At 61.9% G+C, this 22,760-nt stretch carries 24 protein-coding genes; 17 read left to right on the top strand and 7 right to left on the bottom strand.

Translation table 11 applies throughout. The features are described 5' to 3' along the window. Window positions 1-61: 61 nt before the first annotated feature. Window positions 62-1,033, bottom strand: coding sequence for a metalloregulator ArsR/SmtB family transcription factor (locus I6E60_RS11980; RefSeq protein WP_197180526.1), 972 nt, complete (start codon window positions 1,031-1,033; stop codon window positions 62-64). 66 nt (window positions 1,034-1,099) lie between these two features. On the opposite strand from I6E60_RS11980, the gene I6E60_RS11985 reads away from it, so the two are divergent. Together I6E60_RS11985 and I6E60_RS11990 are read left to right on the top strand one after the other, a co-directional pair. Beyond that, a complete protein-coding gene (locus tag I6E60_RS11985; RefSeq protein WP_231601523.1) occupies window positions 1,100-1,786 on the top strand; it encodes an MIP/aquaporin family protein in 687 nt (228 codons plus the stop codon). Window positions 1,787-1,828: 42 nt separating this feature from the next. After that, window positions 1,829-2,056 carry a hypothetical protein gene (locus I6E60_RS11990; RefSeq protein ID WP_197125653.1) on the top strand — a complete coding sequence of 76 codons (228 nt, stop codon included), beginning with the start codon at window positions 1,829-1,831 and terminating at the stop codon, window positions 2,054-2,056. On the opposite strand, the gene I6E60_RS11995 is transcribed toward I6E60_RS11990, so the two are convergent. Continuing rightward, window positions 2,053-2,355 (bottom strand): putative quinol monooxygenase, encoded by a 303-nt coding sequence (locus I6E60_RS11995; protein WP_197180530.1) that lies wholly within the window; start codon window positions 2,353-2,355, stop codon window positions 2,053-2,055. The two genes, I6E60_RS11990 and I6E60_RS11995, sit on opposite strands and share 4 nt — an antisense overlap. A 212-nt stretch (window positions 2,356-2,567) precedes the next feature. Between I6E60_RS11995 and I6E60_RS12000 the strand changes: the two genes are divergently transcribed. The 5 genes from I6E60_RS12000 (at window position 2,568) to I6E60_RS12020 (ending at window position 7,945) form a co-directional block, all read left to right on the top strand. Continuing rightward, entirely contained in the window at window positions 2,568-3,794 is a 1,227-nt protein-coding gene (locus tag I6E60_RS12000; protein ID WP_197180533.1) for an amino acid deaminase/aldolase, read from the top strand. Beyond that, window positions 3,791-5,158 carry a D-arabinono-1,4-lactone oxidase gene (locus I6E60_RS12005; RefSeq protein ID WP_374189220.1) on the top strand — a complete coding sequence of 456 codons (1,368 nt, stop codon included), beginning with the start codon at window positions 3,791-3,793 and terminating at the stop codon, window positions 5,156-5,158. The genes I6E60_RS12000 and I6E60_RS12005 overlap by 4 nt, the downstream gene beginning before the upstream one ends. 62 nt (window positions 5,159-5,220) lie before the next feature. After that, on the top strand, window positions 5,221-6,363 hold the full coding sequence (locus tag I6E60_RS12010; RefSeq protein ID WP_197180535.1) for an FAD-dependent monooxygenase: 1,143 nt from the start codon (window positions 5,221-5,223) through the stop codon (window positions 6,361-6,363). A gap of 92 nt (window positions 6,364-6,455) precedes the next feature. Then, entirely contained in the window at window positions 6,456-7,022 is a 567-nt protein-coding gene (locus I6E60_RS12015; RefSeq protein WP_197107474.1) for a LemA family protein, read from the top strand. A 38-nt stretch (window positions 7,023-7,060) separates the two neighbouring features. Further along, window positions 7,061-7,945 carry a M48 family metalloprotease gene (locus I6E60_RS12020; protein ID WP_197180537.1) on the top strand — a complete coding sequence of 295 codons (885 nt, stop codon included), beginning with the start codon at window positions 7,061-7,063 and terminating at the stop codon, window positions 7,943-7,945. Here the strand turns inward: I6E60_RS12020 and I6E60_RS12025 are convergent. Next, window positions 7,942-9,174 carry a winged helix-turn-helix domain-containing protein gene (locus I6E60_RS12025; protein ID WP_197180539.1) on the bottom strand — a complete coding sequence of 411 codons (1,233 nt, stop codon included), beginning with the start codon at window positions 9,172-9,174 and terminating at the stop codon, window positions 7,942-7,944. The two genes, I6E60_RS12020 and I6E60_RS12025, sit on opposite strands and share 4 nt — an antisense overlap. 205 nt (window positions 9,175-9,379) lie before the next feature. Between I6E60_RS12025 and I6E60_RS12030 the strand changes: the two genes are divergently transcribed. From I6E60_RS12030 to ilvA, 6 genes are all read left to right on the top strand, one after another. Beyond that, entirely contained in the window at window positions 9,380-10,492 is a 1,113-nt protein-coding gene (locus tag I6E60_RS12030; RefSeq protein WP_197180541.1) for an ABC transporter substrate-binding protein, read from the top strand. A 25-nt stretch (window positions 10,493-10,517) separates the two neighbouring features. Then, window positions 10,518-11,459: an ABC transporter permease subunit gene (locus I6E60_RS12035; protein ID WP_197180543.1), complete on the top strand. Its 942-nt coding sequence runs from the start codon at window positions 10,518-10,520 to the stop codon at window positions 11,457-11,459. Next, window positions 11,456-12,277 (top strand): ABC transporter permease subunit, encoded by an 822-nt coding sequence (locus tag I6E60_RS12040; protein WP_307841835.1) that lies wholly within the window; start codon window positions 11,456-11,458, stop codon window positions 12,275-12,277. The genes I6E60_RS12035 and I6E60_RS12040 overlap by 4 nt, the downstream gene beginning before the upstream one ends. After that, on the top strand, window positions 12,274-13,362 hold the full coding sequence (locus tag I6E60_RS12045) for an ABC transporter ATP-binding protein (RefSeq protein WP_197125642.1): 1,089 nt from the start codon (window positions 12,274-12,276) through the stop codon (window positions 13,360-13,362). The genes I6E60_RS12040 and I6E60_RS12045 overlap by 4 nt, the downstream gene beginning before the upstream one ends. 63 nt (window positions 13,363-13,425) lie before the next feature. After that, window positions 13,426-14,592 (top strand): AI-2E family transporter, encoded by a 1,167-nt coding sequence (locus tag I6E60_RS12050; protein ID WP_307784460.1) that lies wholly within the window; start codon window positions 13,426-13,428, stop codon window positions 14,590-14,592. Beyond that, complete coding sequence (gene ilvA / locus I6E60_RS12055; protein ID WP_374189222.1) at window positions 14,582-15,820, top strand: threonine ammonia-lyase; 1,239 nt, start codon at window positions 14,582-14,584, stop codon at window positions 15,818-15,820. The genes I6E60_RS12050 and ilvA overlap by 11 nt, the downstream gene beginning before the upstream one ends. Window positions 15,821-15,875: 55 nt before the next feature. Here the strand turns inward: ilvA and greA are convergent, their stop codons facing one another. Both greA and I6E60_RS12065 read right to left on the bottom strand, forming a co-directional pair. Then, the gene (greA, locus tag I6E60_RS12060; protein ID WP_197125640.1) at window positions 15,876-16,367 is read right to left on the bottom strand and encodes a transcription elongation factor GreA; all 492 of its coding nucleotides are present in this window, start codon (window positions 16,365-16,367) and stop codon (window positions 15,876-15,878) included. 67 nt (window positions 16,368-16,434) lie between these two features. Then, the gene (locus I6E60_RS12065; RefSeq protein WP_307784459.1) at window positions 16,435-16,890 is read right to left on the bottom strand and encodes a DUF4307 domain-containing protein; all 456 of its coding nucleotides are present in this window, start codon (window positions 16,888-16,890) and stop codon (window positions 16,435-16,437) included. 96 nt (window positions 16,891-16,986) lie between these two features. On the opposite strand from I6E60_RS12065, the gene I6E60_RS12070 reads away from it, so the two are divergent. Next, window positions 16,987-17,331, top strand: a complete 345-nt coding sequence (locus I6E60_RS12070; protein ID WP_197125638.1) for a hypothetical protein — start codon at window positions 16,987-16,989, stop codon at window positions 17,329-17,331. Here the strand turns inward: I6E60_RS12070 and I6E60_RS12075 are convergent. Then, window positions 17,312-18,061: a hemolysin III family protein gene (locus tag I6E60_RS12075; RefSeq protein WP_197125636.1), complete on the bottom strand. Its 750-nt coding sequence runs from the start codon at window positions 18,059-18,061 to the stop codon at window positions 17,312-17,314. The genes I6E60_RS12070 and I6E60_RS12075 overlap by 20 nt on opposite strands. Window positions 18,062-18,124: 63 nt before the next feature. Here I6E60_RS12075 and I6E60_RS12080 point away from each other — a divergent pair, with 63 nt between their 5' ends. The 3 genes from I6E60_RS12080 to I6E60_RS12090 all read left to right on the top strand — a co-directional run bounded on the left by I6E60_RS12080 (window position 18,125) and on the right by I6E60_RS12090 (window position 21,335). Further along, complete coding sequence (locus tag I6E60_RS12080) at window positions 18,125-18,910, top strand: isoprenyl transferase (RefSeq protein ID WP_197125634.1); 786 nt, start codon at window positions 18,125-18,127, stop codon at window positions 18,908-18,910. 176 nt (window positions 18,911-19,086) lie between these two features. Further along, window positions 19,087-20,460, top strand: coding sequence for a PhoH family protein (locus I6E60_RS12085; RefSeq protein WP_374189223.1), 1,374 nt, complete (start codon window positions 19,087-19,089; stop codon window positions 20,458-20,460). A 107-nt stretch (window positions 20,461-20,567) separates the two neighbouring features. Next, window positions 20,568-21,335 carry a fumarate hydratase gene (locus I6E60_RS12090; protein WP_197180545.1) on the top strand — a complete coding sequence of 256 codons (768 nt, stop codon included), beginning with the start codon at window positions 20,568-20,570 and terminating at the stop codon, window positions 21,333-21,335. Here the strand turns inward: I6E60_RS12090 and I6E60_RS12095 are convergent. Beyond that, window positions 21,332-22,729, bottom strand: coding sequence for a class II fumarate hydratase (locus tag I6E60_RS12095; RefSeq protein ID WP_197125629.1), 1,398 nt, complete (start codon window positions 22,727-22,729; stop codon window positions 21,332-21,334). The two genes, I6E60_RS12090 and I6E60_RS12095, sit on opposite strands and share 4 nt — an antisense overlap. Window positions 22,730-22,760 lie beyond the last annotated feature (31 nt).

Genomic DNA, 22,760 nt, shown 5'->3' on the forward strand with positions numbered 1-22,760 from the left:
GCAAAGCATAGATGATTGTCTATGTTTTGCGCGAGCGCTGCGGGTGCAGGAACGCGATAGTTCACGCAGCGTTCACCGGAGGCAGCGAGCGAAGCAATTCTCGGACTCGGCCATCGATGTCGTCGCGCACGGCTCGCACGCCATCCATGGACATAGTGGCGGGGTCAGGGAGTTCCCAATCGAGGTAGCGACGGCCGGGGTAAATGGGGCACGCATCGCCGCAGCCCATCGTGATCACGACATCCGCACCCCGCACGACTTCATCGGTGAGCGGCTTCGGGTACTCGCCCGCAACCGAAACGCCAATCTCGTCGAGGGCCGCCACGATCTTTGGATTGATGGTCTCGGTGGGCTCTGATCCGGCGGTGAGCACGCGCACACGATCGCCAGCAAGAGACCTCAGAATTGCGGATGCCATTTGCGAGCGACCCGCATTCTGCACGCACACAAACAGCACGTCGGTTGGCGCACCGGATGCCGCGGCATCCGTCACTCCTTCGGAGTCGGCAAGCGCAAGCGACCCCAGACGGTCGGCGGCGAACCGGGAGGTGTGCGACGACAAATGGCGATCGCGCGGCGCGCCCTGGCGGAGCAGTTCGTAGCTACTTGCGACGTACTCGGCCACGGTCTCACGGGAGAAGACTCCGGCGAATCGCAGCGCGAGGTCATCGCTGATGCGCGCGAGAATCGCCGGGTCCACTGAGGAGGGGTTGGCGTCGGAGGGGGAGTGCTGCACAAAATCAAACACATCGGCAAGGCGCGACGGTACGAGGGAGTACCAGACTTGGCGCCCTTCCTGAGTGCTCTGCAGGATGCCGTCGGTCGCCATGATGCGCACGTGATGGCTCACGGTGGGCTGGGTGAGGCCGAGACGAGCGGCAAGGTCGGTGACTCCGCGGCGGCCGTCGGGGGCATCCATGAGTAGGCGAAGAATCTGCACTCGGGTGGGGTCAGCGATCGCTCGCATGCTCTGGGCGATGCGTTCGGCTACCGTGCGTTCGCTTTCGGGGGCGGATGACTCGGTCGCGGGCATGGCACTCAGTCTAAACGAGGATGCGCGATTCATAGACAGTTATCAATGTTTCGGTATGATCGCCGAATGACCACGCCTCGCACCTTCGCTCTTGCCCGCCGCCTGACCGCAGAATTTGTCGGAAGCGCCGGGCTTTCCGCGGTCGTCATCGGTTCCGGTATCGCTGCTCAACAGCTCTCGCCGGGAGACACCGGGCTGCAGTTGCTCGAGAATGCCCTCGCGACTGCCCTTGGCCTTGGCGTGCTCATCCTTGTCTTCATGACGGTCAGTGGGGCGCACTTCAACCCCGTCGTCTCCATCGTGGACTCGCTCAGCGGGCTGCGGTCGTGGCGCGATACGGCGTTCTACATTCCCGCTCAGGTTGTCGGATGTATCGTCGGTGCGATCCTCGCCAACCTCATGTTTGCGCAGGCCGCCGTCACGTTCAGCACCACTGTGCGCCTCACGCCAAGCCACTTTCTCAGCGAGGTCGTCGCCACCGCCGGACTCATTGTCGTGATCTTCGCTCTCGTGCGCACGGGGCGCGCAAACCTCGCGCCGATCGCTGTGGGCGCGTATATCGGCGGCGCGTACTTCTTCACGAGCTCCACGAGTTTCGCCAACCCCGCCATCACCATCGGTCGGATGTTCAGCGACACGTTCGCCGGCATCGCCCCGGGCTCGGCTCCCGGTTTCATCGCGGCGCAACTGCTCGGTGCCGCAGTAGGCTTCGGCCTTGTGCGGTGGGTGTTCCCCGAGCGTCGAATCGCGTAACCTCAAGCAGATAGATTCTCAATTTATGGTGATGGGGTCACGATGATCGACAACTTCAATGTGTGGCACCTCGTCATCGTCGCGACGCTGATCCTGCCCTACGCTGCGAGCGTCTGGGCGATTATCGTCACCGCCCGCGAGACGACCCTGTCGATGTTCTTCCTGCTCGTGTGGGCGGTCGTGCTGCTCGCGATTCCCTATTTTGGGCTCATTGCATGGGTGTTCTGGTGGAACGCCGGAAAACGTAGTCGCGCGAACCGTAATTCTTAGTCGCGCAGCGGCGAACCCACGACTTCGAAACGGTGCCCGCCCATCTCGCCGCTCAACAGGGGCATCGCCTCCTTGATCGCTGCCTGCACGCTCGCGAGTTGCAGGGAGAGTCGGTGGGCTTCAGCCGATTCCCAGAGCTCAGAAACGAACACGGTGTCGGGATGCTCGTCGCTCACGCCGACCTCGTAGCTGAGGCATCCGGCGCTATCCAGATCGGTGCTGCGTCGCGTGAGAATGGCGACAACCTCATCGCGGTGGCCGGGCTTCACTCCGAGGGTGCCTACGTTTACGAAAGTCATGGCTCCACTCAACGCCACTGGCGCGCGACGGTCAAGCAGCCATCGACGGGCTGACGCTGAGGTCGGCGGACTTGCGCAGGGTGAGAACGGTAACCCAGCGCGGCCCGTTGTGCTGCGCGCCCGGTTCTGGGAAAGTTGATCCACCACGGCGCCGCTGCCCACCCCCGGTCGCGCTGTGCAGTGATACTCGCCGCCGTGGCCCAAAGGAATCCGTGAAGCTGCTCAGCACCCCCGCAACGCCCTGGCACACGCCCGAGGACTATTGGCAGTCGCTCTCCGATGCGACGCTCTCGCTCGACGCTCCGTATGGGGTGCTGTCGCTCGAGGCGCTGTCGCACAATGCTGCCGATATGGTTCGCCGAGCATCCGGGGTGCCGATTCGGGTGGCGAGCAAGTCCATTCGGGTCCGTGAAGTCATGGATGCTGTGCTCGAACTCGATGAATTCCGGGGCGTTCTGGCGTACACCCTCACCGAGGCGCTCTGGCTGGCCGAGACCATCGATGATGTCGTTGTCGGCTACCCCTCCGTCGATCGCGCGGCCATCGCAGCGCTTGGAACAAGCCCGGCGCTCGCCGAACGCGTCACGCTCATGATCGACTCGGTTGAGCACCTCGATTTCGTTGATTCAGTCGTGTCTCCGCAGCACCGCGAAACGATCCGCGTCTGCATCGATGTGGATGCCTCGTTCCGGTCGCCCCTGCTCGGTCACGTCGGTGCTCACCGCTCTCCCGTGCGCTCGGCGGCGCAAGCGCGCACGCTCGCGAGCACGGTCGTTGATCGTGCCGGATTCACGCTGGTCGGAGTGATGGCGTACGAAGCGCAGATTGCGGGAGTCGGCAATCGCCCACCGCATAAGGCCGCCTATGGTCGCCTGCTCGATGTCATGCAGACGGCATCCGCCAAGGAGCTGCGCGAACGTCGGGGCGAGATTGTCGCCTCGATCAGCGAGATTGCCGAACTCGAATTTGTGAACGGTGGCGGCACAGGCTCGCTTGAGTCCACAGCCGAAGACACCGCGGTCACTGAAATCGCGGCGGGCAGCGGACTCTTCGGCCCGCACCTTTTCGACAACTACAGCCACTTCACCCCGGCGCCGGCCGCAGCGTTCGCGCTCGCGGTCGACCGCAAATACTCCCTCGATATTGCGACAGTGCACGGTGGCGGTTGGATTGCCTCGGGCGAAGCGGGCGTCGACCGGATGCCCCAGCCCACGTGGCCCGAAGGTCTCAAGTATGTGCCGCGCGAGGGGGCCGGCGAAGTGCAGTCACCGCTCACGGGCCCCGCTGCCGAACACCTTCAGATCGGAGACCGCGTGTGGTTCCGCCATACGAAAGCGGGCGAGCTGTCTGAGCATCTCAACGAGTTCGCGGTCGTCGCTGACGGTCGCATCGTGGATACCGTTCCGACCTACCGCGGCGAGGGCAAAGCGTTCCTGTGACAACTCCCGAGTGGATGCCGCCAGCGGAGCGCCGCGCCTCGAGCCCAACCCCGGCATCCCTGAGTCCCGGTTCCGAGTGGCGCAATTGGGGTCGTTCTGAGCGTTCGCGTCCCGAGTTCGCGGCTCGCCCGGAGAGCGTCGACGAGGTCACTGCGGCAGTGAATTTCGCCCGCGAGAACGGGCTAACCATCAAGGCCTGGGGTGCCGGCCATAGCTTCACGTCGATTGCGGCCACCGAGGGTGTTCATCTCGACGTCGGTGCACTCGCCGGCGTGATGGCGGTCGACGGCACCCACGTCACGCTCGGTGCCGGCACATATCTCTTCGAGCTTCCGGCTCTGCTCGAACCGCTCGGGCTCGCCCTCGCCAACATGGGCGACATCGATCGCCAGACGATTGCCGGCGCGATCTCCACCGGCACCCACGGCACCGGAGCGCGCTTTGGCGGCATCGCCACTCAGGTGCGCGGCATCACCCTAGTGACCGCGGCGGGCGACCTACTGCGCGTGAACGCGACCGAAAACCCCGAGCTGCTCCCGGCTGCGGCCCTCGGGCTTGGCGCCCTCGGCATCCTCGTCGATGTCACGATCGAGTGCGTGCCGACCTTTTTGCTGCACGCGGTGGAGCGCCCAGAACCCGCTGCCACCGTCCTGCATGAGTGGCTGCAGCGCAGCGCCGAAACTGACCACTTTGAGTTCTACGTCTGGCCGCACACCACCACAGCTCTCACCAAGAGCAACACGCGCCTACCGGGTGATGCGCCGCGGTATCCACTCACGAAGTTTTCGCACTGGTTCGACGACGAGTTCATGGCCAACGGGGTGTACCGCACAATCTGCGCGGTGGGCAAGGCCGCGCCAGCGATCATTCCGCCGGTCAACCGTCTTGCCGTGAAACTCTCGGGCAATCGCGAGTTCGCCGACGTCTCGAGCAGCGTGTTCGTCACCAATCGCACCGTACGCTTTCGCGAAATGGAATATGCCCTGCCCATCGAGGCGGTGCCGGATGCCGTGCGTGCCATCCAGAAGCTGATCGCTGATCGCCGGTGGAAAGTCTCCTTTCCTATCGAGGTGCGTTCGGCGGCTGCTGACTCATTGCTGCTGTCGACCGCGTCGGGGCGGGCCACCGGCTATGTCGCGGTGCACCGGTATTGGCGTGAAGACCCGGCCGAGTATTTTCGGGAGGTGGAGGCGATCATGATGGCTCACGACGGGCGACCTCACTGGGGAAAATTGCATAACCGGCAAGCCGAATCACTCGCGGCGACGTATCCGGGTTTCAATGAGTTCTTGAGCATTCGCGACCGGCTTGATCCTGGTCGCGTGTTTGCGAACGACTACCTGCGCCAAGTGTTGGGGCGGTAGCGGCTCACGCTTTAAGGCACGAGTCGAGCAGTACGAGAAAGGGCGCGATTATCAAAGCCATTGTGTGTGGAGCAGGAATCGCTGGGCTCACGGTCGCCGGTCAGCTGGCCGAACGCGGGTGGGAGGTTGTGCTCCTGGAGGCTGCTCCCGAGCGCCGCACGCAGGGCTACATGATCGACTTCTTTGGGCCCGGCTATGACGCCGCCGAGAAGATGGGCATTCTGGAGCGCCTGCGCGAACTGCGTTACCCGATTAGTGAGGCCCGCTTTGTGCGCCCCAACGGTCGCAGCCAAGCAATTGATTATGAGCTTGTGGCGGCCAATGAGGGCGGCAAGTTGATGAGCCTGATGCGCCAAGACCTCGAACAAACTCTTTTCGACGTTCTGCCCGAGAGCGTTGAACTGCGGCTCGGCAGTGCCGTGGTGGCGGTCGAAGACCGCACCGATTACGTCACCGCCGTGCTCGCCGATGGGTCGCGCATTTCGGGAGACATTGTGGTGGCGGCGGATGGTATCCATTCGGCTGTTCGGCATGATCTTTTTGGTGACTCGGCGGCGTTCGATCGCCAGCTGGGCATGCACACCTGCGCATACACGTTCGACTCTCCGCGGCTTCACGCCAAGCTCGGCGACGCACTCGTGTCGACAGACGAGTTGGATCGCATGGTCGGCCTCTACGGTTTGCGTGATGGCAAGGTTGCGCTTTTCGCTGCCCACCGCGTGAATGACACGGTGCTTCCGGCCGATACGCGTGCGGCCATTCGCTCTGCCTACGCGGGGATGGGCGATGACGTTGCTGAGGCGCTCGAGAAGTGCCCGGAGCCCGACAAGATTTACTACGACCAGGTTGCCCAAATCGAGCTTCCCGTGTGGAGCCGTGGCCGCGTCGTCTTCGCCGGCGATGCGTGCCAAGCGGTTTCGCTGCTTGCTGGGCAGGGAGCGTCGTTGGCGATCGCTGGTGGATTGCTCTTAGCCGAGAAGATTTCGAGCGATCGAGAACTCAGCGCATCCTTCGCCGAATACGAAGAAGAATGGATGCCGGTAGTCGCCGATAAGCAGGCCGCTGGCCGTCGAGCGGCGAACGGTTTTCTGCCGCACACCGTGTTTCAACTTTGGAAGCGCCGCGCGGGCCTCGCCCTGCTGACAGCGCCGGTGATTGGCAAGTTTGTCACCTCCACGATCACGGGAACGAAGACCTTTAGATAGGCGGAGTAGAGCGGTGTGTCGGCCCTTTATTGGGGGTCGCAAGCAGCTCAGTTTCTCGGTGGAGGCACAGGAGCGCGTTCTATAGTTGAAGCATGGAATTCCTGATCGTAATCGGCGTAATCGTCCTGCTCGCAGTCATCGTCGGCATCTACCTGTGGTCGACGTATAACTCGCTGGTCACGCTCAACGTGCGCGTTGATGAAGCGTGGAGCGACATCACGGTGCAACTCAAGCGTCGTGCTGACCTGCTGCCGAACCTTATCGAGACGGTCAAGGGGTATGCCGCGCACGAGAAGGGCGTCTTTGAGGCCGTCACGAAGGCCCGCGCCGAGTCGTTGAACGCTCAGGGTCCCGTCGATGCGGCTGCTGCCGAGAACCACATGCAGTCTGCCCTCAAGAGCATCTTCGCCGTCGCTGAGGCGTACCCGCAGCTGCAGGCCAGCCAGAACTACCTTCAGCTCCAGGGCGAACTCGTTGACACTGAAGACAAGATTCAGGCCAGCCGTCGCTTCTACAACGGTGGTGTGCGCGAGCTCAACACCAAGATCAAGATCTTCCCGAACACGTTGTTCGCGCGCAACCTTGGTTTCCACGAGCGTGAGTTCTTCGAGGTTGCGGATGCCGCATCCATCGCTGAGCCGCCGCGCGTGCAGTTCTAATTCTTCGTCTTTCTAACCGCGTGACCAGGATGTTCTAGATGTATCGCGCCATAGCGAAAAATAAGCGCAACACCGTTCTGATCATCATCTTGTTCGTCATCATCATTGGTTTTCTTGGCTACGCGCTGAGCTTCCTGATGGGGGGCGACCCGATGACGATCACGATCGGCACCATCATTGGTGCCGGAGCGTTCACGCTGATTCAGTACTTTGCTGCCAGCGGCGAGGCTGTGGCGATGAGCGGCGCGGTGCAGATTCAGAAGGCCGACAACCCTCGCCTTTACCGCATTGTCGAAAACCTCGCGATCACTACCGGCACGCCGATGCCGAAGGTCTACATCGTCAATGATCCAGCACCCAACGCGTTTGCTACCGGGCGCGATCCAGAACACGCCATCGTGGCTGCGACGACGGGTTTGCTCGACATCATGACGGATGCCGAACTCGAGGGGGTTATGGCACACGAGCTTGGCCACGTGCGCAACTACGACATTCGCGTTTCGATGATCGTGTTTGGCCTTGTGGTTGCGGTCGGTTTCATCTCGGACATTGCACTGCGTTTCACCCTCTTTGGCGGTCGCGGCAATAACCAGAACAGCAACCCGATCATGATCATCGTTGGTCTTGCGGCGCTCGTGATTTCGCCGCTTGTCGCGGCGGCCGTGCAGGCGTCGATTTCGCGTCAACGCGAATACTTGGCCGATGCAACGGGTGCGCTCACGACGCGTCATCCGGATGCTCTAGCCAGCGCTCTGCAGAAGTTGGGCGACTACAGCCGGCCGATGGTGAAGCAGAATTCGACGATGGCCCACATGTGGATTTCGGATCCGACGAAGCCGGGCATCATGGACCGCATGTTCAGCACGCACCCGCCGATTGCGGATCGCGTGAAGCGCCTTGGCGAAATCGGTTCGACCTTCTAGCGCTGCAACTCTGCCTCGATAGCGGGGGAGAGGGTGCCGCGGCCAGTGACGGCGATCTCACCCATACCTTGCCAGTGCGCGATCTCGCGCAGGGTAGGCACGATGCGTTCGGCGAGAGCACCCGTGCCGCCGGGCAGGGCGTCGAGCCCGTCTTCGTGCCACGCGGATTGCACGCGTAGCACGCCCGACTGCCGATCAGTTTTGAGGTCGATGCGACCGACGAGGGCATCATCCACGAGCACGGGCAGCGAGTAGTAGCCGAACTGGCGCTGTGGCTCGGGCGTGTAAATCTCGATGCGGTAGTGGAAGCCGAACATGCGCTCGGCACGCTTGCGGTCCCAGACCACGGGGTCGAAGGGCGAGAGCAGCGCGACGTGGTCGATGCGGCGAGGGATGCGGGCATCCCGGTGCAGCCAGGCGGGCTGCTCCCAACCGCGCACAGTCACGGGAACCAGCTCGCCGGCATCCGCTAGCTCAGCGATGGCCGGGAGCACGTCGACACCTTTGAGCCGAAAGTAGTCGGCGAGGTCGGATGCCGTGCCGACTCCCAGCGCCCGTGCTGACTCAGCAACCAGGGCGCGATGCGCGTCGGCGCGGGGCACTTCGCGCTCGCGCACCTCGGCGGGAATAAGGTGCTCGGTCAGCGCGTAGGTGCGCTCGAAGCGGGTGCGGCCGGCGCTGACGACTTCGCCCCAGCGGAACAACATCTCGAGGCCTTGCTTGACGTCGGACCAGCCCCACCACGGCCCGGTGCGACGGTTGGCGTCGTGCTCGATCTCGCGGGCAGTGACGGGGCCGGTGGTGGCGAGTTCTTCGCGGAGCCACTCCAGCATGGCCTGGTTGTCACGCACCCATTCGTAGCGCTGGGCATCGCGTTCGCGCAGCGACTCCATCTTCCAGCGCCACAGCGGCCACGATTCGAGCGGAATGAGCGCGGCTTCGTGCGCCCAGTATTCGACGTACCGGCCGGGCGTGCGCGCAGTTGGCGTGCGGAACGTCAGCGCATCAAGAGCGGCCTTGTCGTAGTGGCCGAGGCGCGCGAACACCGGCTGGTAGTGACTGCGCTCGAACACGTTGACCGAGTCGAGTTGCAGCAGCCGGATGCGGTCAAACAGCAGGTTGAGCTGTCGCGTTCCCGCGGGGCTGGCCGCAGTCGCGGTGCCGCGCCCGAACCCTTGGGCAGCGAGCAGCACTCGGCGCGCTTGCGCTGCAGAGAGGGAATCGACCACGGCTCGACTCTACCGAGCGGCAACGACATCCACTCGCTAGGGCGGTGAACAGCTCCACCGAGTAATTGTGTTTGTGTCGTTCATCGTTCGTTTACCACGATGAAAGGGAACGCCGCATCAGGCTGCGTACCGTCAACTCCGGATCGTTTCGGTACCCTCTGCCCGTTTACAGCGCGGGCGGCTGCGACGGTCGTTGGAGGAAGTCTTGTTCACTAAGCGCACCCTCGCCGCTGTTGCACTCGTTGCAGCTTCGGCGATTTCACTCAGTGGTTGCAGCACCACTGAGGCAGCTGCTGGCGATGTTGATGCATCGACCGCCACCACCGTTGAGGACTTCGGCGGAATGGACGCTCTTATCGCAGCCGCGCAGGCTGAGGGCGAACTCAATGTCATTGCGTTGCCTGACAACTGGGCAAACTACGGCGAGATCAAGGCTCTCTTTGAAGAGAAGTACGACATCATCGTCAACTCGGCTGACCCCGACGTTTCTAGCGCCGAAGAAATCGCCGCTGCTGACAACCTCAAGGGCCAGGACACCGCTCCTGACGTCTTCGACCTCGGAACCGCTGTCACGCTCGACAGCCTCGACTACTTTGCTCCCTACATGGTTGCTAACTGGGATGAAATTCCCGAGGGCAACAAGGAAGCAACCGGCCTCTGGGTCAACGACTACACCGGCAGCATGTCGATCGGCTATGACTCCAACTCGGTTCCCGAGCCCACGAGCCTCGATGACCTGCTCAGCGCTGACTACCGCGGCGCTGTTGCGCTGAACGGTGACCCCACGCAGGCCGGAGCCGCTTTCGCTGCTGTCGGACTCGCCACGGTTCACAGTGGTGGAACCCTCGATGACTTCACCCCCGGAATCGAGTTCTTCGAAGAACTCAACGACGCGGGCAACTTCATCCCGGTCAACGTCACGGGAGCAACCATTGCTGCCGGCGAGACCAAGGTTGCCTTCGACTGGAGCTACAACAACCTCGCTGCGGCAGCAACAGTTGACGGCTGGAAGGTCACGACTCTTCCCGGTGCTGTCTACACGAGCTTCTACAACCAGGCCATCAGCATCGATGCTCCGCACCCCGCGGCTGCTCGTCTCTGGCAAGAATTCCTCTACAGCCCTGAAGCGCAGAACCTCTTCATCGTTGGTGGCGCGTACCCCGTCACGATTCAGGCACTGCAGGATGCCGGAACCGTCGACACCGCAGCACTCGACGCTCTCGGTGCCCTCGAGGGTGAACTGGTCACCCCGACCCCCGAGCAGGCAGAGCTGAACGCTGGCATCCTGGCCGAGAAATGGACCGCGGCAATCGGCTAACGCCCTTTCCGCTTCGTAATACATCGTGTCGCTAGCCACCGCGCCAGCGCCCGAACAGGATGGTGTCGAGCTCACCGCTCGGCACCATCCTCGGGTGGCCCTGGTCAAGCCGTCGAATCGGCGTCGTCGCCTCGCTTATGCGGGGCTAACGCCGTTCGCGGCCTACGTTCTGATCTTCCTCGCCCTGCCGACCATCCTCGCGGTGGTCACGGGCTTCTTCTCCGACGACGGCTCGCTGACGCTCGATAACGTGACCGGGCTGTTCACCCCGACCATCCTCGCCACCTTCGGTAGTTCCTTCTGGCTCTCCGGAGTCTCGGCCGTCATCGGTGCCGTCGTCGGTGCTCTCATTTGCTACGCGATGCTCGGCACCAAGGTCGGCGGTCTGCTGCGCACCATCATCGAATCGGCAGCCAGCGTGCTCGCCCAGTTCGGTGGCGTGATGCTTGCCTTCGCGTTCATCGCCACGATCGGTGTGCAGGGGCTCATCACCGTCGTCCTGCGCGACACCTTCGGCGTCGACATTTATGCGGATGGCGTCTGGCTCTACCAGGTGCCAGGCCTCATCCTTCCCTACGTCTACTTTCAGGTTCCCCTCATGGTGATCACGTTCTTGCCCGCGCTCACGGCGCTTCGCCCGCAATGGGCCGAAGCCAGTGCCACGCTTGGCGGCACCCGCTTCGCCTACTGGCGCTACATCGCGGCTCCCGTGCTTGCGCCGGCGTTCCTCGGCTCGCTGCTGCTGCTCTTCGCCAATGCCTTCTCCTCGTTCGCCACGGCCGCCGCGCTCATCAGCCAGGGTTCGCAAATCGTGCCGCTGCAGATCCGCGCCGCGCTCGTCAGCGAGACCGTTCTCGGCCGCGAAAACATGGCGGGCGCCCTTGCGCTCGGGATGATCGTGGTCATGGTCGTCGTCATGTGGGCCTACTCGGTGCTGCAGTCCCGCACCTCGCGGTGGCAAAAGTGACCGCGAATCAGGCCGTGCGCATTGGGGCCGAACCGAGCGCCCTCACCCGCCGTCTCATCCTGGGTATCATCGGCGCGATCTTCCTCATCCCGGTCATCGCGATGATCGAGTTCACCTTCCGTAACGGTCTTGCGGGCGATTACACGACGAGCCACTGGACGGGTCTCTTCAGCGAAGACAGTGCCCGCACCTATCGCGGTCTCTACGAAGCAATTGAGAACTCACTCGTTCTTGCTGCCGTCACCGTCGGCATCGTGCTTGTGCTGCTGTTGCCCACGATGGTGCTCGTGCACATGCAGTTTCCGCGCCTCAAGCGCACCCTTGAGTTCATCTGTATCATCCCGATCACGGTGCCCGCCATTGTGCTGGTTGTCGGTCTCGCCCCGGTCTATTCGGTGGTCGTGCAAGTGCTCGGCGGCTCCACCTGGACTCTCGCCTTCGCTTACGGCATCACGGTGTTGCCGTATGCCTATCGCGCCATTCAGGGCAACCTCGATGCGATCCCCGTGAAGACCCTCAGCGAAGCGGCCAGCACGCTCGGCGCCGGCTGGCTGAGAGTGCTGTGGACGATCCTGCTGCCGAACCTGCGCCGCGGAGTTCTCGCGGCATCCTTTATCTCGATCGCGGTCGTGCTTGGCGAGTTCACCATTGCGAGCCTGCTCAATCGTCGCAACTTGCAAACCGCGCTGCTTCAGGTCTCGCAGTCCGACCCCTGGGTTGCTGTGATCTTTGCGCTCGCCGCCCTTGCCCTCGCTTTCATCTTGCTGCTGATCATTGGCCGCCTCGGATCAGCAACGCCTTCTAGGAGAAAATCATGACCGCCACGTTTACTATGACGGGCCCCACCGCCACCCACACGCCGACCGCAGGAGCAACAGTTCAGCTCAGTGCCGTCGTCAAAGCGTTCGCCGGGCACACTGCGCTCAACAGCATCGACCTCGAAGTTGCCCCTGGCGAACTCGTTGCGCTGCTCGGGCCTTCGGGTTGCGGCAAGACCACCGCGCTCCGCAGCATCTCCGGGCTTGAGAGCATCGATAGCGGTCGCATCGTGATCGATGGTGTGGATGTCGCCGACACTCCCACGAATAAGCGCGACATCGGGATGGTCTTTCAGGCTTACTCGCTGTTCCCGCACATGACGGTGCTCGAGAACGTGGAGTTCGGCCTCAAGATGCGCAAGGTTGCCGCCGCTCGTCGCCGCGAACGGGCTCTCGAAACGCTCGATATGGTCGGCCTCACGAAGCATCAGGACCGTTTCGCCCACCAGCTCTCGGGCGGCCAACAGCAACGTGTCGCCCTAGCCCGCGCGCTTGTCACCCGCCCCCGCGTTCTTCTGCTTGATGAGCCACTCAGCGCGCTCGATGCCAAGGTGCGGGTGCAGCTGCGCGAAGAGATCCGTCGGCTGCAAACCGAACTCGGCATCACGACCGTGTTCGTGACCCACGACCAAGAAGAGGCGCTCGCTGTCGCCGACCGTGTTGCCGTCATGCGTGACGGTCGTATCGAGCAAATTGGCACGCCAGAAGAGCTCTACGCAACCCCCGCCAATGCCTTCGTCGCCGACTTTGTTGGCCTCAGTAACCGGATGCCCGCCGAACTCGTCGACGGCCAAGTCACGCTCCACGGCTGCAGCCTCAACCTTCTCGGCGACCCCATGCCCGATGGTCCCGTCATCGCGCTCGTTCGCCCGGAGGACATCGCCCTGACCGCCGACGGCATCGCCGGCACGGTCATCTCGTCGAGCTTCTTGGGCTCCTTGCGCCGCACGCGCGTGCGACTCTTCGACGACACGGTCGTCGCTATTCAGCATGAGGTGGAGCGGCATCCTCTGCCCGGTGAGGCCGTTACGGTGCGTCTTAAGGGTGCACCCGTGAGCGCGCTGCCTCCCAAGGTGAAGAAGTAGCGGCCACGCGCGACCACTTCGAGGCGCAGCAAGCGCGCACTCTGGCACAACTAAGATAGGCACGTGATATTCGGTCGACGTAATAACCCAGACAGTCGGATCCCGTCACGCGCCAGTACAACAGACGCGGCTGAGGTTCCCGCCGGGCTTTCGATAGCTGCTGCCTATTCGTGGCGCATGCTCGTTGTGCTCGCCGTGGTTGCAGTTCTCATTTATTTAGTCATCACGCTCAAGTACATCGTGATTCCGTTCCTGATCGCGATTCTTATCGGAGCGCTACTCGTCCCCGTCGTTGGTTTCTTGGTTCGCATCAAGTGGCCGCGCTGGCTTGCCGTCACCGTAGTTCTGATCGGATTCTTTGCCGTCGTCAGTGGTCTGGTTGTGGTCGTTGTAGGCCAAGTCCGTTCCGGGCTTCCCGCTCTTCAAACGCAGTCGGCCACCGCCTACGACAACCTCCGCGAGTTTCTGCGCAACTCCCCGCTGCAGCTCAGCGACCAAGACCTCGACGGCTATCTCACCGAGATAATCGACGTGGTTCAACGCGACTCACAAGCTCTCGTCTCGGGCATCCTCTCGGTCGGGTCCACCGCCGGTCACGTGCTCACCGGGGCGTTATTGAGCCTGTTCGCCACCATCTTCGTGCTCGTCGACGGAAAGAGCATCTGGGCGTGGACGGTTCGGCTCTTCCCGCGCAAAGCCCGCAGCGCGGTTGACGGTGCCGGTGTTGCTGGTTGGCTCACCCTCACCACTTTCGTGAAGGTGCAAATTTTTGTGGCTGCAGTGGATGCGATCGGCATCGGCGTCGGTGCGTGGATCCTCGGTTTGTTCTACGGTGGTTTTCCGCTCGTCATCCCCATCGCTGTCGCCGTGTTCTTAGGTTCGTTTATCCCCGTCGTGGGTGCACTCGTAACGGGGGCGCTCGCGGTGTTCATCGCCCTCGTCTTCTTGGGTCCGCTCCCTGCCGTGATCATGTTGGGAATCGTTTTGCTTGTGCAACAGCTTGAAGGTCATATTCTCCAGCCGCTCGTGATGGGCACGGCCGTGAAGGTCCATCCCCTCGCCGTCGTGTTCGCGGTAGCCGCTGGCTCATTCGTGGCAGGCATCCCCGGCGCACTGTTTGCCGTGCCGCTGGTCGCGGTCGTCAATGTCATGACCAAATACATAGCCAGCGGCGATTGGCGTCTCAATGGTCGGCCCACGATCACGGACGTGCTCGGTAATGGTAAATAACCGGATGCCCGGCCCCACGCTCGCTGACTACGAAGCAGCACGTGAACGGGTCGCAGAAGTTGCCGATGTCACCCCCATGCAGACCTCGCGTTTTCTCGCGGAAATTTTGGGATCACCCGTCTTTCTGAAGTGTGAAAACCTTCAGCGCACTGGCTCCTTCAAGCTGCGTGGCGCCTACAACCGTCTCGCGGGGCTCTCCGAGGAGGAGAAGGCGCGCGGAGTCGTGGCCGCCTCGGCCGGAAACCACGCCCAGGGCGTCGCTTTCGCCGCCCGCGAGCTGGGCATCAAGTCGACCATTTTCATGCCCGTAGGCGTGCCCCTGCCGAAACTGCAGGCCACGCGAGATTACGGTGCCGAGGTCGTGCTGCGCGGTCACACCGTCGAAGAGCCGTTGCGTGCGGCCGCCCGTTTCTCAGAAGAGACCGGTGCCGTGCTCATTCATCCCTTCGATCATGAAGATGTGGTGGCCGGTCAAGGCACTCTCGCTCTCGAAGTGTTCGATCAGGTGCCCCAGGTCGACACGATCATTGTTCCCATCGGTGGCGGCGGACTCGTCTCCGGTGTTGCCGGCGCGATCAAGCAGCGTGCCCGACTCGAAGGCCGCAACGTACGCGTCATCGGGGTTCAGGCAGCCAATGCCTCTGCGTACACTCCATCGCTCGCGAAGGGTGAAATCGTCGAAGTGCGCACCACTCCCACGATCGCTGACGGCATCGCCGTCAGTCGCCCCGGTGTGCTCAACTTCACCATGGTCCGCGATCTGGTGGATGAGGTTGTCACCGTTTCCGACGACCAAATCGCGTATGCGGTGCTCGTTCTTCTCGAGCGTGCCAAACAGGTCGTCGAGCCGGCTGGTGCCGTTGGAGTCGCCGCTATCTTGGCAGGCAAGATCTCACCAAGCGGCAACACCGTGGTGTTGCTGAGCGGTGGCAACATCGACCCCATGATGATGGAACGCATCATCAGTCACGGCCTCTCGGCATCCGAACGCTATTTGCGTTTGCGGATCCCGCTGCCTGACCGTCCCGGTCAATTGGCGCGCATTTCGGCGCTCGTTGCCGAAGCGAACGCCAACGTTGTTGAGGTGCTGCACAGCAGGCACAACAACAAAGTGCAGTTCAGCCAGGTTCAGCTCGAACTGCACATTGAGACCCGTGGCCCTGAGCACGCGGAGTCAGTGCTCGCGCGGCTCAGAGACGAAGGATTTGACCCTCAGGTCGACTTCTAAACCGAAGTTGGCTGGTGCCAGCAGGCCCCAGCCCGAAAGGCCCAGCCAGAAAGGCTTAGCCCGAGTAGGTAGCGATCTTGGTGACCTCTACCGTGATCGACTTGCCGTTGGGTGCCGTGTAGGTGGTCGATTCGCCGACTTTGAGACCGTTGATCGCCATACCGAGCGGGCTTTTCTCGCTGTAGACATCGAGGTCGCTATCGTCGGCGACGATCTCGCGGCTGCCGAGCAGAAATACGCTCTCGTCGCCCATAATGTTGGCGGTAACAAGAATGCCGGGCTCAACAACACCGTCGTCGTCTTGAACATCGCCGACTACGGCATGGCGAAGAAGCTGGGTGAGAACGCGGATGCGGGCCTCAATCTTGCCCTGCTCCTCCTTGGCAGCGTGGTAGCCACCGTTCTCTTTGAGGTCGCCTTCTTCCCGCGCAGCCTCAATCTTCTTGGCAATTTCGTACCGTGCTTCGCCCGTAAGTTGTTCCAGTTCGGCGGTGCGACGATCGAACGCCTCCTGGGTCAACCACGTGACATCGTTTTGTGCAGCCACTGTGCTTCTCCCTATACAAAAGAGAAACCGGCCGAAGACGACCGGTTTCGAGATGATTTGCTACAGCCTAGGTGAGCCAGCACCGGTAGATCAAGCCTGACACTGCTTGTTCGGTGGTGCGAACAGTGGTGCTCAACTCCCGATTGCGCTGATCGCCCCCGGGAACGTCGACGACTTTCCAGCCGATGATGGCAAAAGTGGAGTTGAGGGCCTGCACTGCACAGCGAGCATCTTGGTTCTCGGCAACGTTGAGTTGCCACCGCACTTCGACCGCAGTGTCATCAATGAGCTCGTAGCCGGTGTCTTTCGCCTCGAACTGGGCGGGCGATTCCAGCAGGCCACCCCAGACGAGCCAGGCTGTGAAGACCGCAACGAAGGCTACGGCCACGGCGACCACAATCATCCGATTGTTGCGCTTCGCTTTCGGGCTGCGGCCATAGCGGGCATCCAAATCAGTGGCTGCAACGGTGCCGGATGCGGCGCTGTCAGCGGTGCCAGTGGCGTTACTGGGGGCTTCGGGCACGCGGTGCTCCTTCTCGCGACGGTATTCTTATTACTGCAAGGTTATTCGCAAACTCGCATGATGAAATCATGGAGTGAACATCCCAGAGGACAACAGTTGATTTCTTTCACTTCGCTCGCAACCAGCGCGATTCTCTGGACGGCTACTCCCAGCCCCGAACCGACCCTGTACCCGGCCTACGAGGGCGACCCCAACTTGGTCACTCCCGGCGTGCTCGGCTTTATTGGCATCCTGTTCGTCGCGGTGGCCACGTTGTTGATCGTCATGGACATGAACCGTCGCGTGCGTCGCGTTCGCTACCGCGCGCTCGCCCAAGAAACGATTCAGGCCGAGCAGGCTGCGGCCGCCGGCGAGACCGATGGTCTCACCGATGTTGACGCCGATGGTGCCGCTGATGCTGGCGATGCTGATGATGCTGCGCCTACACAACGGGCGGATTAGTCGCCACGAGGAAGATGCCGACCCAGTGGCAGAGGAACGCCAGTAGCGTCAGCGTGTGAAAGATCTCGTGGAACCCGAACACTCCGGGCACGGGATTCGGTCGCTTGAGACCGTAGATAACAGCGCCAACGGTGTAGAACAATCCGCCAGCCAAAATGAGGGTCATCATGATCCAGTTGGCTTGGAAGAAGTCGACGATGAACATCATCGCGCCCCAGCCAAGCAACACATACAGGGGAACGTAGAGCCAGCGCGGGGCCCCCACCCAGAAGATACGGAAGCCAATGCCGAGAGCGGCACCGCTCCACACGATCCAGAGCAGAATGGTGGCCTTCTCGGGCGGAAGCGCCAGAACCGTGATCGGGGTATACGAACCGGCAATCAGCAAGAAGATGTTGGAGTGATCGAAGCGCTTCAGCATCATCCGCGTCTTCTCGCTCCAGTTGAAGCGGTGGTACAGGGCAGAAATACCGAACAGCATGAGCGACGACGCTACGAAGACCGCTGAGCTGACCTTGGCAGCGGTGCCATCGGCCATGATCAGCAGGATGACGCCGAGCACGATTGCCAGCGGGAACGTGCCGGCGTGGATCCAACCGCGCCACGTCGGTTTCTTGTCGGCCGGGTCGCTCGTCATCACATCATCGACGAACGGAAGCTCGGGAAGGCGCGATGCGTCTTCCTTCTCAACGGCCGCTGCAGCAGCGAGATCGGCGGCATCTTGGTTCATGCTCACAGTTTACGCCTGACGTAGATTCACTTGTTCAGTGCCGCAGTGGTCTAACGTAGTCCCGTGAGTAAGCGACAGTCTGCATTAGGTCGCGGTTTTCTTTACGGTCTTTACCAGAAAAAACTGCGGCGCCAGCTAGAGGGCCAGCAATTGCCGCGCCACGTAGCCATGATTATCGATGGCAACCGGCGTTGGGCCAAATTGAAGGATCTTGAGACGGCAGCCCACGGTCATCGCGCCGGCGCGGCCAAGTATCGAGAGTTTCTGGTCTGGTGCGACGACCTCGATATTTCAGTGGCGACGCTCTACCTGCTCTCGACCGACAATCTCACCAGTCGATCTCCCGAAGAGTTGAACGAGCTGTTCACGATCATTGGCGATCTTGCCGAAGATCTGTCGCACTTTCGTGACTGGCGCGTTCAACATGTGGGATCGGATGCTGGCCTTCCCGAGCAGCTCAAAGCCCAACTCAAGGGCGCTCACGAGCGCACCGCAGACAACACCGGCCTGCACGTGAACCTCGCCATCGGCTACGGCGGACGCCACGAAATCGCTGAAGCCATGCGCCGTATCGTGCGCAACCACAGCGATGAGGGCCACAGCCTTGACGCTCTCGCTGAGCTTCTCACCCCGGAGCTCATTGGTGAGCACCTTTACACCAAGGGCCAGCCAGACCCCGACCTCGTCATCCGTACCTCGGGGGAGCAGCGCATTAGCGACTTCATGCTGTGGCAATCTGCCCACAGCGAGCTGTACTTCATGGAAGCGTTGGGCCCCGATCTTCGCGAGGTCGATTTCTTGCGCGCCCTTCGTGATTTCTCGCGGCGTAACCGCCGCTTCGGCGCCTAGCCACGAACGAAATGTGACGCGATGGTGTCTTGTGGCGTGTCGCTGTGCCCAGATTGCGTGACGGGTTTAGCGTTCAATCCATCAGGTATGGCGCCTGATCGAGACGGCCACGTAAGTTCGTTTTCGTAAAGTACTGGCCGTCTTCGCAGACTGGATCCGAGTGCTCGCACTCGGGGATGGAGTGCACGTTGGCCGACCTAGCAACCCCCAAGACCACGATCACCACGTCGAAGGCGGGAGGGCGGGCCCCACGACAAGCCGAGCGCACGTACGTGCTCGATACTTCTGTTTTGCTCTCCGACCCGAGCTCGATCAAGCGGTTCGCTGAACACAATGTTGTTCTGCCCGTCGTGGTCATCACCGAACTCGAAGCCAAGCGCAACGACCCCGAGATTGGGTACTTCGCCAGGCAAGCGCTGCGCAGTCTTGACGAGATGCGCGTCAAGCATGAGCGCCTCGACTTTCCCATCTCGGTGGGCGATGACGGCGGCACGCTGCGTGTCGAGCTCAACCACTCCAACATGTCGGTGCTTCCTTCCGGGCTGCAGTTGGGCGATAACGATTCGCGAATCCTCGCTGTTGCGCTCAACCTCGCCAACGAGGGGCTGGACGTCACGGTGGTCTCGAAAGATCTTCCCCTGCGGGTGAAGGCGGCATCCATCGGTCTCGCGGCCGAGGAGTACCGCGCCGAGCTCGCGGTGGACTCGGGCTGGACTGGTCAAGCTGAGATTGAACTCAGCGGCGATCAAGTCGCCGAGCTCTACGACAAGGAGCGTTTGCAGACGCGTGCGGTGGGAGATCTGCCCATCAACACCGGGCTTGTGGTCACTTCCGAACGAGGTTCGGCCTTGGCGCGAGTAACAGCCCGCGGCACGATGTCGCTCGTTCGTGGTGATCGCGAAATCTTCGGATTGCATGGCCGCAGCGCCGAGCAGCGACTGGCTATCGAGATGCTTCTCGATCCCGAACTGGGCATCGTCTCGCTCGGGGGAAGTGCCGGTACAGGAAAGTCTGCCCTTGCCCTCTGCGCCGGTCTCGAAGCGGTGCTGGAGAAACAGCAGCACCGCAAGATCATGGTGTTTCGTCCGCTCTACGCCGTCGGTGGCCAGGAGTTGGGCTATCTTCCCGGCGATGCGGCTGAGAAGATGAACCCGTGGGCGCAGGCAGTGTTCGACACTCTCGGCTCCGTTGTCTCGGAAAATGTTCTTGAGGAAGTGCTTGATCGGGGACTGCTCGAGGTGCTTCCGCTCACTCACATCCGTGGTCGTTCGCTTCACGATGCGTTTGTGATCGTGGATGAGGCGCAGTCGCTTGAACGAAATGTCTTGTTGACAGTGCTTAGTCGCATCGGTCAGAACTCGCGTGTCGTGTTAACTCACGATGTGGCGCAGCGCGACAACCTCCGCGTCGGACGCCACGATGGCGTCGCTTCGGTGATTGAAACCCTCAAGGGCCATTCCCTCTTTGGGCACATCACACTCACGCGCTCGGAACGTTCCGCTATCGCCGCTCTTGTCACCGAGCTTTTGGAAGGTAACGACATCGCCTAACGAACAAGGTCGCCTTACGGCTTAGCTCGTCTGACGATTGGCTGACAAAGTCTGAGCACGCCGCGTGAGTGTCAGCGGGGCGTGCTCAGACAACGTAGGGTTTTCTCGTGGGCTCGGTGTGGTGGTTTTTGGCAGTTCCCCTTGGGGTTGCCGCGGTGTGGGCGATACTCGCACCCCGAAACCAATGGCGGAGTCTTTTTTCGTGGTCGGTAGCTAATGCCCACTCCTCAGAACCAGGTGGGGCCGCCTATGCCTCCCGCCAACTCATCGCTGGCATTGCGCTCGGGCTCGCCCTGCTCATGGTGGTATTCGCCGTGATCGCTACTACCTCACGCACCCCGCAAGAAGCCGCGCACGTCAGCGTTCTCGAACAGACGTGGGGGTCGCCAGCACCCTTGTTTGTGTACCGCACGTTCCAACCCGCGAAGTCGCCTGATTCTACCCTCGTTGAAGTGCCGATCGAGAATTATCTCCCGGTGAACGACGATGAGGCGGCGCCGCTGTATTTGCTCGACCTCGAACCATTTTCGCGGCTCGGTACCACGAATATTCCGGGCTACATCGGCAGTGAGCCCGACGATACAGATTCGACGATTGGTCGAGCTGATGTCTTGATTCATGTGCGTGGCCCGCTGCTGTGCGTTCCTCGTCGGGTTGTCGTTGTTGAGGGGCCCGAGAGCGTGCAAATCGCTGTTCAGTACGGCTTGCCCACGCCGAGCGATGGGTCAAAGCCTGACAACGCTGAAGCATGCCCGCTCGGTGAAGACCTCACCGGCTCAGTTCTCATTCCGATCACGTTGAAGGACGTAATAGGAGAGCGTTCCGTCGAAAGTCTCGACGGAACGCCCCTCACGCTGGTGCAAACAGGTAGTTAGCCAGGCGTCGTCATCGACAGAACGTCGAGGGCGGCATCCAACTGTTCGAGCGTGACTTCGCCACGCTCGACAAAGCCGAGGTCAATCACGGATTCACGCACGGTGATTGACTGTGCAACAGCGTGCTTGGCGATTTTGGAAGCTGCTTCGTACCCGATGATCTTGTTCAGCGGCGTCACGATCGACGGCGATGATTCTGCGAGAGCCAGAGCACGCTCGAGGTTCGCTTCGAGACCGTCAACGGTCTTGTCGGCGAGGGCGCGCAACGAGTTCGAGAGCAGGCGGCTCGACTCGAGCAGCGACGTTCCCATGACGGGGATTGCAACGTTGAGTTCGAAGGCTCCGGATGCTCCGCCCCAGGCGATGGTCGCATCGTTGCCGATAACGCGAGCGCACACCATGAGCACGGCTTCAGGGATGACGGGGTTGACTTTGCCGGGCATGATCGAGGAGCCGGGCTGGAGGTCGGGAATCTGCAGTTCGCCGAGGCCGGTGTTGGGGCCGGAGCCCATCCAACGGAGGTCGTTGCAAATCTTAGTGACGGAGACTGCGATAACGCGAAGTGCCCCAGACGCTTCAACAAGCGAATCGCGAGCACCTTGAGCTTCGAAGTGGTCTTCGGCTTCGGTGATCGGCAGGCCGGAGTTCTCGGCGAGGATCTCGATCACGCGCTGCGGGAAGCCGAGCGGAGTGTTGATTCCGGTGCCCACGGCGGTGCCGCCGAGGGGAACCTCTGCGACGCGGGGGATTGCCGACTGGATGCGGGCGATGCCGAGACGAATCTGGCGGGCGTAGCCGGCAAATTCTTGGCCAAGTGTCACGGGAGTGGCATCCATGAGGTGGGTGCGGCCAGCCTTGACAGCACCCTTCCACAGTTCGGCCTTCACATCGAGGGCTGCAGCGAGGTGTTCAAGCGACGGGATGAGGTCACCGATGAGCGCACCGGTCACGGCAAGGTGCACCGAGGTAGGGAACACGTCATTCGACGACTGTGATGCGTTCACGTGGTCATTGGGGTGAACGGCACTGCCGAGCGAGTCGGTGGCGAGTCGAGCAAGAACTTCGTTCATGTTCATGTTCGAGGAGGTGCCGCTGCCGGTCTGGTACGTGTCTACCGGGAACTGGTTGTGGAACTGGCCATCGATGATCTGGTCTGCAGCGCCCACAATGGCATCCGCGATGGCGGGGTCGAGCTTGCCGAGTTCGCTGTTGGCGATTGCGGCGGCACGCTTGACGCGGGCGAGAGCGACGATCTGTGCGGGCTCGAGGCCAGTGCCCGAGATGGGAAAGTTCTCTACTGCGCGCTGTGTCTGAGCGCCGTAGAGGGCATCCTTGGGCACGCGAACCTCGCCCATGGTGTCGTGTTCGATGCGGTATTCGGTGGAACTCGTCACAGCGTTGTAATCCTTTGTTTGCGAGCGAACT

It is taken from the genome of Salinibacterium sp. SWN167 (assembly GCF_015864665.1).
Lineage (GTDB): Bacteria > Actinomycetota > Actinomycetes > Actinomycetales > Microbacteriaceae > Rhodoglobus.

Excerpts from the sequence above, each read along its gene's own strand:
- I6E60_RS11995 (WP_197180530.1), bottom strand. The coding sequence starts at position 2,355 with ATGACTTTCGTAAACGTAGGCACCCTCGGAGTGAAGCCCGGCCACCGC.
- I6E60_RS12015 (WP_197107474.1), top strand. The coding sequence starts at position 6,456 with ATGGAATTCCTGATCGTAATCGGCGTAATCGTCCTGCTCGCAGTCATC.
- I6E60_RS11980 (WP_197180526.1), bottom strand. The coding sequence starts at position 1,033 with ATGCCCGCGACCGAGTCATCCGCCCCCGAAAGCGAACGCACGGTAGCC.
- I6E60_RS12045 (WP_197125642.1), top strand. The coding sequence starts at position 12,274 with ATGACCGCCACGTTTACTATGACGGGCCCCACCGCCACCCACACGCCG.
- I6E60_RS12085 (WP_374189223.1), top strand. The coding sequence starts at position 19,087 with ATGGAGTGCACGTTGGCCGACCTAGCAACCCCCAAGACCACGATCACC.
- ilvA (WP_374189222.1), top strand. The coding sequence starts at position 14,582 with ATGGTAAATAACCGGATGCCCGGCCCCACGCTCGCTGACTACGAAGCA.
- I6E60_RS11990 (WP_197125653.1), top strand. The coding sequence starts at position 1,829 with ATGATCGACAACTTCAATGTGTGGCACCTCGTCATCGTCGCGACGCTG.
- I6E60_RS11985 (WP_231601523.1), top strand. The coding sequence starts at position 1,100 with ATGACCACGCCTCGCACCTTCGCTCTTGCCCGCCGCCTGACCGCAGAA.
- I6E60_RS12020 (WP_197180537.1), top strand. The coding sequence starts at position 7,061 with ATGTATCGCGCCATAGCGAAAAATAAGCGCAACACCGTTCTGATCATC.
- I6E60_RS12075 (WP_197125636.1), bottom strand. The coding sequence starts at position 18,061 with ATGAACCAAGATGCCGCCGATCTCGCTGCTGCAGCGGCCGTTGAGAAG.